We start from the raw sequence: 9,579 nt of genomic DNA, 5'->3' as shown, positions 1-9,579 counted from the left end.
CGCTCCGCGTCCGCAGGGCGGTCCGGGCGGTGCCCGTCCGACCCCCGGCGGCATGCCCCGCCCGCAGGGCGGCGCTCCGCGTCCGGGCGGTGGCCCCGGTGGCAACCGTCCCAACCCCGGCATGATGCCGCAGCGTCCCGCTGCGGGTAGCCCGCGTCCCGGCGGCGGCCCCGGTGGCCGCGGTCCCGGTGGCGGCGGCGGTCGTCCCGGTGGTCCCGGTGGCGGCGGCGGTCGTCCGGGTGGCGGCGGCTTCGCCGGTCGTCCCGGTGGCGGCGGTGGCGGTTTCGCCGGTCGTCCGGCCGGTCCCGGTGGCGGTGGCGGCGGTTTCGCCGGTCGTCCCGGTGGTCCCGGCGGTGGCGGCGGCGGTCGTCCCGGCTTCGGTGGCCGTCCCGGTGGTCCCGGTGGCCGTGGTGGCACACAGGGCGCCTTCGGTCGCCCCGGTGGTCCCGCGCGTCGTGGTCGCAAGTCGAAGCGGCAGAGGCGCCAGGAGTACGAGGCCATGCAGGCCCCGTCGGTCGGCGGCGTGATGCTGCCTCGCGGCAACGGACAGTCCGTCCGCCTGTCGCGCGGTGCTTCGCTCACCGACTTCGCCGAGAAGATCGGCGCCAACCCGGCGTCGCTCGTCGGCGTGATGATGAACCTCGGCGAGATGGTCACTGCCACGCAGTCCGTCTCCGACGAGACGCTGAAGCTCCTCGCGGACGAGATGAACTTCGTCCTCGAGATCGTCAGCCCCGAGGAGGAGGACCGCGAGCTGCTCGAGTCCTTCGACATCGAGTTCGGCGAGGACGAGGGCGACGAGGAAGACCTGGTGGTCCGTCCGCCGGTCGTCACCGTCATGGGTCACGTCGACCACGGCAAGACCCGCCTCCTCGACACCATCCGCAAGACGAACGTCGTCGCGGGCGAGGCCGGCGGTATCACGCAGCACATCGGCGCGTACCAGGTCGCCACCGAGGTCAACGGTGAAGAGCGCAGGATCACCTTCATCGACACCCCCGGTCACGAGGCGTTCACCGCCATGCGTGCCCGTGGTGCCAAGTCGACCGACATCGCGATCCTCGTGGTGGCGGCCAACGACGGTGTGATGCCCCAGACGATCGAGGCGCTGAACCACGCCAAGGCGGCCGACGTGCCGATCGTGGTCGCGGTCAACAAGATCGACGTCGAGGGCGCGGACCCGACCAAGGTGCGCGGTCAGCTCACCGAGTTCGGTCTGGTGGCCGAGGAGTACGGCGGCGACACGATGTTCGTCGACATCTCCGCCAAGCAGGGTCTGAACATCGACCAGCTGCTGGAGGCCGTGGTCCTGACCGCGGACGCCTCGCTCGACCTGCGGGCCAACCCGGAGCAGGACGCGCAGGGTATTGCGATCGAGTCCCACCTCGACCGCGGCCGCGGTGCCGTTTCGACGGTCCTGGTCCAGCGCGGCACGCTGCGCATCGGCGACACCATGGTGGTCGGCGACGCGTACGGCCGTGTCCGGGCGATGCTCGACGACAACGGCAACAACGTCGAGGAAGCGGGTCCGTCGACCCCCGTCCTGGTCCTGGGTCTCACCAACGTCCCAGGTGCCGGCGACAACTTCCTGGTCGTCGACGAGGACCGCACGGCCCGTCAGATCGCCGAGAAGCGCGCGGCGCGCGAGCGCAACGCCAACTTCGCCCGGCGTGGCGTCCGGTTCTCCCTGGAGAACCTGGACGAGGCCCTCAAGGCCGGCCTGGTGCAGGAACTCAACCTCATCATCAAGGGCGACGCGTCCGGTTCGGTGGAGGCTCTCGAGTCCTCGCTGCTCCAGCTCGACGTCGGCGACGAGGTCGACATCCGCGTCCTGCACCGCGGTGTGGGTGCGGTCACCGAGTCCGACATCAACCTGGCGACCGGCTCCGACGCCATCGTCATCGGCTTCAACGTCCGCGCTGCGGGCCGCGCGGCGCAGATGGCGGAGCGCGAAGGCGTCGACGTCCGGTACTACTCGGTGATCTACCAGGCCATCGAGGAGATCGAGGCGGCCCTCAAGGGCATGCTCAAGCCGGAGTACGAGGAGGTCGAGCTCGGCACGGCGGAGATCCGCGAGGTCTTCAAGTCGTCCAAGCTGGGCAACATCGCCGGTGTCCTGGTCCGCTCCGGAGAGGTCAAGCGCAACACCAAGGCGCGCCTCGTCCGCGACGGCAAGGTCATCGCGGAGAGCCTCAACATCTCCGGTCTGCGTCGCTTCAAGGACGACGTCACCGAGATCCGCGAAGGGTTCGAGGGCGGTATCAACCTCGGCAACTTCAACGACATCAAGGTCGACGACGTCATCGCGACGTACGAGATGCGCGAGAAGCCCCGCTCGTAGAGCGCGGTCCACTCGGTATCCGAGTATCGGTCCGGTCCGGGGCCGGTCGGCGGAGAGTAATTTCCGTCGATCGGCCCCGGCCGTTCGTTGTACGGTTCTGATGACCCTGCCAAGAGCCTTGGCAGGGCGTCTATCCCGTACCGGCGGGACATCCGGATCACACATGTATGTGGGGACTCTGTCCTTCGACCTCCTTCTCGGCGACGTACGGTCCCTGAAGGAGAAGCGTTCCGTCGTCCGCCCGATCGTGGCCGAGCTCCAGCGCAAGTACGCGGTGAGCGCGGCGGAGGTCGAGCACATGGATCTGCATCGCAGGGCCGGTATCGGCCTGGCGGTCGTCTCCGGCGACGCGGGACATGTGACCGACGTACTCGACGGGTGCGAACGGCTGGTCGCCGGCCGCCCCGAGATCGAGCTGCTGTCGGTACGGCGGCGCTTCCATGGCGACGACGACGAGTGACCGACAACGTAGTACGCAGCACTTGTAGTACGCAGCACTTGGTACAGGAAGAACGAGGGAGACGGACCAGTGGCCGACAACGCGCGGGCTAAGAGGCTGGCGGACCTCATTCGAGAGGTGGTGGCCCAGAAGCTGCAGCGCGGGATCAAGGACCCGCGGCTCGGCTCGCATGTGACCATCACGGACACCCGGGTCACCGGGGACCTCCGGGAGGCGACCGTCTTCTACACGGTGTACGGGGACGACGAGGAGCGGGCGGCCGCGGCCGCCGGCCTGGAGAGCGCCAAGGGCGTGCTCCGCTCGGCGGTGGGGGCGGCGGCGGGCGTGAAGTTCACGCCGACCCTGACCTTCGTCGCGGACGCCCTGCCGGACACCGCGAAGACCATCGAGGACCTGCTCGACAAGGCACGGGCCTCGGACGAGAAGGTCCGCGAGGTCTCCGCGGGCGCCACCTTCGCGGGTGACGCCGACCCGTACAAGAAGCCGGGCGAGGACGACGAGACGGACGGCGACGCCGCGGAATGACCGAGAAGAACCGGACGCCCGACGGGCTTGTCATCGTGGACAAGCCGTCGGGCTTCACCTCGCACGACGTGGTGGCCAAGATGCGCGGGATCGCCAGGACCCGCCGCGTCGGCCACGCGGGCACCCTAGACCCCATGGCCACGGGCGTCCTCGTCCTCGGCCTGGAGAGGGCCACCAAACTCCTCGGGCACCTCGCCCTCACCGAGAAGGAGTACCTCGGTACGATCCGTCTCGGGCAGAACACGCTGACGGACGACGCGGAGGGCGACATCACGTCGTCCACGGACGCGTCGGGCGTGCGGCGCGATGCCGTCGACGCCGGCATCGCCAAGCTGACCGGCGACATCATGCAGGTGCCGTCCAAGGTCAGCGCCATCAAGATCGACGGAGTGCGCTCCTACAAGCGGGCCCGCGAGGGCGAGGAATTCGAGATCCCGGCCCGCCCGGTCAAGATCTCCTCCTTCGCGGTGTACGACATGCGTGACGCCGTTGCCGAGGACGGCACCCCCGTCCTGGACCTGGTCGTCTCGGTGGTCTGCTCGTCCGGCACCTACATCCGGGCGCTCGCCCGTGACCTGGGTGCCGACCTCGGCGTCGGCGGCCACCTGACCGCCCTGCGCCGCACCCGGGTCGGCCCCTACAAGCTCGACTCCGCGCGCACCCTCGACCAGCTCCAGCAGGAGCTGACCGTGATGCCGATCGCCGACGCCGCCACCGCCGCGTTCCCCCGCTGGGACGTCGACACCAGGCGGGCCCGGCTCCTCCTCAACGGCGTACGCCTGGAGATGCCCGAGGTCTACGCGGGCAAGGGCGCCGTGGCCGTCTTCGACGCCGCGGGCAGCTTCCTGGCGCTGGTGGAGGAACAGAAGGGCAAGGCGAAGAGCCTCGCCGTGTTCGGGGCCTGAGCCCTGCCTGAAGTGCTGCCCGTGGAGCGGCGGTCACGGGGAACGTGCCCGCCGCTCCATGGTCCCCCCTCGGTTCCCCCACCCAAGGTTGTATCCATCCGCATGCCCTGATTCACCCCATCGGGCAGGCGCTCGGAGTGAACCGCGGGAGCGGAAGGGGGCGCGTTCGCCACGCGATCTGTCCCGCTGATCACCCCGCCCCTACCTTCGGAGGAAGGAGCACGGCGGGGAGGTTCGACCATGGCGGAACGGGGCCCGCGCACCGGGAACCGGTACGCACCGGACGACACCCGGGACACGCGGCACGAGCCCCTGGTACGCATCTGCGACCTGGCGGGACGCCCGCGCGGCACGGGCTTCGCCGTCGACCACCACGGCACGGTTCTCACCAGCCACGAGGCGGTCGACGGACTCGCCCGGCTGGTCCTGCACGCCCCCGGCGACCGCACCTGCGTGGTGAGCGCCGACGCGGTCACCGCACTGCCGGACGGCGACCTCGCACTCGTGCGCACCGAAGGTCTCGGCCTCGACCCGCTCCCCGTCACCGTGCGGGACGGGGCCGAGACCGGTGCGTACGTACGCATCGCCGCGGGCGGCTGGCGCGAGGCCCGTGTCCTCGGCACGTCCACCGTGACGTACACGGCGACCGACCGCTTCCATCTCGTGGACCACGCACTGGAGTTGGCGATCGGCACGGCCGGCACCGACGCGCTGCGGCTGGGCGGCGGAGCGGCCGGCGGGCCGGTCCTGGACGCCGCTACCGGGGCGGTCGTCGCCGTCCTCGGCACCGCGCTGCACAACGGCCACCGGGCGGCCGGTTTCGCCGTCCCGCTGCGGGGCGCCGCACTCCGCGAGGTCCTCGACCACAACGCGGCAACCGTGCCGGCGTACGGAGCCGACCTCAACCTCGCGGGGATCCTGGAACTCACGGCGACGTCCGTGGGCTCGGACGGACCAGGGGCGGCGCCGTCGGGGCTCGTCGAACGAGCCGACACCGTAAGGGAGTTCACCGCCTTCGAGAACGGCCCGGCCGCCGTCCTCGGGCTGGTCGGCCCGCCCGGCAGCGGCCGTACGACGGAACTGGTGGCCCTCGCCGCGCGCCGCACCCGGGGCGCGGCACCGGCGCCGACCCTGTGGTTGCGCGGGGCCGACCTCAGGGACACGGACGCGTCCGTGGCGGACGCGGCGGTCAGGGCGCTGGAGCGGGCGGGGCGGATCGTGGCGGCGTCGGGCGACGGCGCGGGGGCGTCCTCGGGGGTGCTGCCCGTCGGCGGCTACGGCGGCGAACTCGGCGACATCGGGCCCGAACGCCTGGCACGGCTCGCGCGCGACGCGGGCCGTCCACTGCTGCTCCTCCTCGACAGCCCCGAGGAGATGCCGCCCGCCCTCGCCCACCGGCTGCCCGAGTGGACCCACGGTACGGCCGAGTGGCTGCGGGGGAGCGGGGCACGGCTGGTCGTCGCGTGCCGCGCGGAGTACTGGGAGCAGGCGGGGGCCGGGTTCCCGCGCGAGCTGCTGCACGGGGACGGGGGCGCGGTGCCCTCCCCGTGCGCGAGCGGGTCGTTCCCGCCCTGTCTGTGGCTGGGCGACCTGACCGAGGAGGAGGCGCGACGGGCGCGCCTCGGGTACGGGATTCCCGAAAGGGCGCTCGCCGAGGCCGACGCCCGGCATCCGCTCACGCTGCGGCTGCTGGCGGAGGTACGGGCCGCGCTGCCGGACGGCCCCGCCGGACGCCCCGGCCGGAACGAGGTCTTCGCCGCCCACCTGGACCTGATGTGCCTGCGCGTCGCGGTACGGCTCGCCGCGACGGGCGGGCTGCGCGGCACGGCCGTACGCCGCCTCGCGGCCCAGGTCGCCGGCCAGGTGCACGCGGCGGCGCGCCGCTCGCTGGGGCCCGGGCAGGGCGAGCTGGACCGCGCCTCCTTCGAGGCCGTCTTCCCGTGGGGGCCGGCGGCCGGACGCCGGTTCGGCGGCACCACCGGCTGGGCCTCCGCCGTACTCACCGAGGGGCTCCTCGTCCCCGCGGGAAACGGCTACCGCTTCGCCCACGAGGAACTCGCCGACTGGATCCAGGGCACACACCTGGACCTGGACGCGGCCCTGCACTCCCTCGTCCACCGGGGCCGGGATGCGGCGACGCGGGGAGTTGGCGCCGGGCCGGCGACTGCGAGCGCCGCCTCACGCCGCCGCCGCGCCCGGGCCTCCCGGCTCGCGTCCGGGGCGTACGCGTCCCAGGCCGTCCCCGTCCCGCGCCACCGCATCGGCCCCGTCGTGCAGGCCCTGCTCCTCCTGGGCCGGGAGCAGGGTGCCGCGGCGCTGGCCGGCCGTCTGGAGGACCTCGTCCACGCCCTGGACGCCCTGCGGCCCGCCGTACCCGCCCCGCCCGAGGACCCCGCCTGGTGGGCCGGCCACCTGGTCGGCGACGTCCTGCTGCGGGTGCCCGACGCGACGGCGTACATCGGCCTCCTACGGCTGCTCGCCGAGCGGATCGTGACATGGCGGGAGGAGGGCCGGGGCGTACCGGAGGAGTTCGGCCCACCGTTCTGGGAGGCGCTCCCGCTGCCGCAGGCGGAACGCTTCGACCTGCTGAGGCGGCTAGTGCTGGCCGACCAGGCACCCCGCACAACGACCACACCGACAAACTCCCGCTCGGCCGCCGACTCCGCCCGGCACGCTGCGGATGCCGGCCGCGCCATGGCAGGCCCAGGCCGCCCCGTCCCTCATGAGGCCGATGCCTGCCCGACGGCCGATCCCTCTTGGCACACCGCGGACGGTGCACGCGCCATGGCCGACCCGGCTCGGCACGCGGCGAACGCCGACCGTGCCACCGCCGACCCCGACTGCCTCGCCCCTTCGGCTCCCCAGCACGCCGAAGCTCCTGCCGGCCTCACGGTCTGGCATGCTCCCGCCGCTCGTCCCTCCGCCGACCCCGCCCGTTTCCTCGACGCCGTCGCCCGGCTTCTCGCCTCGGCCCCCGCTGTCGTACAGCCGTATCTCACCCGCTGGTTCGACGACGAGCGGCCGCTTCCCGCCACGCCCGACGCGACCGTGGCGACGGCGGCGCAGGCGCTGTTGTACGCGCATCGGCGGCGGGCGCTGGACGATCTCACGGAGGCGCTGGTGGGGAGTGCGCACCGGCGCGGGGACGAGTTGCTGGCCGTGCTCGCGGAGGAGGAACCCTCGGCGCTGTGCCGGGCGGTGGACCGGTGGGCACACGACGAGCGTCCGGCACGGCACGTGGCGGCGGTGGCGTACGGGCTGCGGGCCGCGCCCCACGTACGCACGGAGGCCGACCGCGAACTGCTGCGCTACGCGGCGCTCGCCCTGCTGTCCAGCCCCGCCGACTGCACGCTGCACGGCGGCGCGCTCGGCCTCCTCGCACGCGATCCGAGCACCCGCGCCCGCTATCTCCCACCGGCCCTGCAACGGTTCGCGGCCGGTGACCCGCAGGTGCCCGCGAGCCCGCTGGTCGCCGCGCTCGCCACCCACTGCGACGCGGTCCTCGCCGCCTTCCGGGCCCGGCTGCTGCGCAGGCCGGGACCGGACACGGACGAGGCCCTGCGCGCCCTCGCCGACGTCACCACGCCCGCGCTCGCCCGCCGGGTCGCGGGCCTCGTACGGGAAGTCGTGGAGCTGCGCCCGGAAGCCGCCACGCCGGTGGCTGCATACGTCGACCGGGTGCTGGAGGAGCACGGGCCCGCCGCGCGCGCCGTGCTGCACCCGCTGGTCAGCGGGCTGCTGGCGGGGCGTCCTCCGCAGGTACGGGCGGCGCTCGCGGCCGTCCTCGCCGCACCGGGCAGCCGCCTCTCGCGGCCCCTGCGGCGGGAGCTGCTGGAACTGCTGCTGGCGCAGGAGCGCGACCCGCTGGTCCTCGATGCCCTGCTGCGGGCGGCCGCGGACGGCGCGGCGCGCGGCGACGACGCCGAGCACACCCGGGAGTTGGTGCACCGCGCGGGACTGCTCCTGGTCCGCACCCCGGCAGGGGCCACCGGCTTCGACCGCGGCCTGGTCGACCTGGCCCGGCAGGTCCCCGGCTTCGCCGGTCTCGTGGCCCACTGGCTGACCGGCGCGCCCGAGGAGTGGGCCGCGGTGGTGGGCCCGAGCACCCGTCGCATGATCGAGAACCTGGCCGGGGTCCGGGTCCCCGCCTGATCCCGCTCCGCCGGGCTCGCCGTGCTCCTCGTCACAGCGTGATGCCGATGCAAGCCGAGCGCACCCGGCATGGCACCCTTAGAGCTGCGTAAGAGGCAAACACGGACACGGGTTCGGGTTCGAGTTCGACAAGGAGCGGTCACAGTGCAGCGCTGGCGTGGCTTGGAGGACATCCCCGAGGACTGGGGGCGCAGCGTCGTCACCATCGGTTCCTACGACGGGGTGCACCGCGGACACCAGCTGATCATCCGGCACGCCGTGGAACGCGCCCGTGAGCTGGGCGTCCCCTCCGTCGTGGTCACCTTCGACCCGCACCCCAGCGAGGTCGTGCGCCCCGGCAGCCACCCGCCGCTGCTCGCGCCGCACCACCGCCGCGCGGAGCTGATGGCCGAGCTGGGCGTGGACGCGCTGCTCATCCTCCCCTTCACCACCGAGTTCTCGAAGCTGTCGCCGGCCGACTTCGTCGTGAAGGTCCTGGTAGACAAGCTGCACGCCAGGGCCGTCGTCGAGGGCCCCAACTTCCGCTTCGGCCACAAGGCCGCCGGGAACGTCGACTTCCTTGCCGAGCAGGGCCGGACGTACGACTTCGAGGTCGAGATCGTGGACCTGTACGTGACCGGTGAGGCGGGCGGCGGCGAGCCCTTCTCCTCGACGATGACCCGGCGGCTGGTCGCCGAGGGCGACGTCGAGGGCGCCCGCGAGATCCTCGGACGCCCGCACCGCGTCGAGGGCATCGTCGTGCGCGGCGCCCAGCGCGGCCGCGAACTCGGCTTCCCGACCGCCAACGTCGAGACCCTCCCGCACACCGCGATCCCGGCCGACGGCGTGTACGCCGGCTGGCTGCACGTCGAGGGCGAGGCCATGCCGGCCGCGATCTCCGTCGGCACGAACCCGCAGTTCGACGGCACCGAGCGCACCGTAGAGGCGTACGCCATCGACCGCGTCGGCCTCGATCTGTACGGCCTGCACGTCGCGGTCGACTTCCTCGCCTACGTCCGCGGCATGGCCAAGTTCGAATCCATCGACGCGCTCCTCGAAGCCATCGCCGACGACGTGAAGCGCTCGCGCGAGCTGATCGAGGCGTATGACGGGGAGTAACGCCCGTCTGCGGCAGGGGAGTCGGTAGTACGCGAAGGGGGCGGCCGGTGCTTTCGCGAGCACCGGCCGCCCCCCGTTCGTTCACGTTGCCGCCGGCA

6 protein-coding genes are annotated in these 9,579 nt (G+C 73.0%); all 6 read left to right on the top strand.

Annotated elements, in window-relative coordinates:
- A partial coding sequence (gene infB, locus ABZS97_RS41850; RefSeq protein ID WP_356148355.1) for a translation initiation factor IF-2 occupies positions 1-2,341 on the top strand: 2,341 nt, incomplete at its 5' end.
- A 163-nt stretch (positions 2,342-2,504) separates the two neighbouring features.
- Positions 2,505-2,801 carry a DUF503 domain-containing protein gene (locus ABZS97_RS41845; protein WP_356148350.1) on the top strand — a complete coding sequence of 99 codons (297 nt, stop codon included), beginning with the start codon at positions 2,505-2,507 and terminating at the stop codon, positions 2,799-2,801.
- Positions 2,802-2,870: 69 nt separating this feature from the next.
- Positions 2,871-3,326, top strand: coding sequence for a 30S ribosome-binding factor RbfA (rbfA, locus tag ABZS97_RS41840; RefSeq protein ID WP_356148344.1), 456 nt, complete (start codon positions 2,871-2,873; stop codon positions 3,324-3,326).
- The gene (gene truB, locus ABZS97_RS41835; protein ID WP_356148340.1) at positions 3,323-4,231 is read left to right on the top strand and encodes a tRNA pseudouridine(55) synthase TruB; all 909 of its coding nucleotides are present in this window, start codon (positions 3,323-3,325) and stop codon (positions 4,229-4,231) included. The genes rbfA and truB overlap by 4 nt, the downstream gene beginning before the upstream one ends.
- Before the next feature lie 240 nt (positions 4,232-4,471).
- A complete protein-coding gene (locus ABZS97_RS41830) occupies positions 4,472-8,383 on the top strand; it encodes a trypsin-like peptidase domain-containing protein (protein WP_356148337.1) in 3,912 nt (1,303 codons plus the stop codon).
- 144 nt (positions 8,384-8,527) lie between these two features.
- Positions 8,528-9,481, top strand: a complete 954-nt coding sequence (locus ABZS97_RS41825; RefSeq protein WP_356148334.1) for a bifunctional riboflavin kinase/FAD synthetase — start codon at positions 8,528-8,530, stop codon at positions 9,479-9,481.
- Positions 9,482-9,579: the final 98 nt, after the last annotated feature.

Source organism: Streptomyces sp. NPDC005485, assembly GCF_040606085.1.
Classification (GTDB): Bacteria; Actinomycetota; Actinomycetes; order Streptomycetales; family Streptomycetaceae; genus Streptomyces.
Note: the sequence above shows the minus strand (reverse complement) of the source record. Positions and strands in the feature narration are given on the sequence as shown.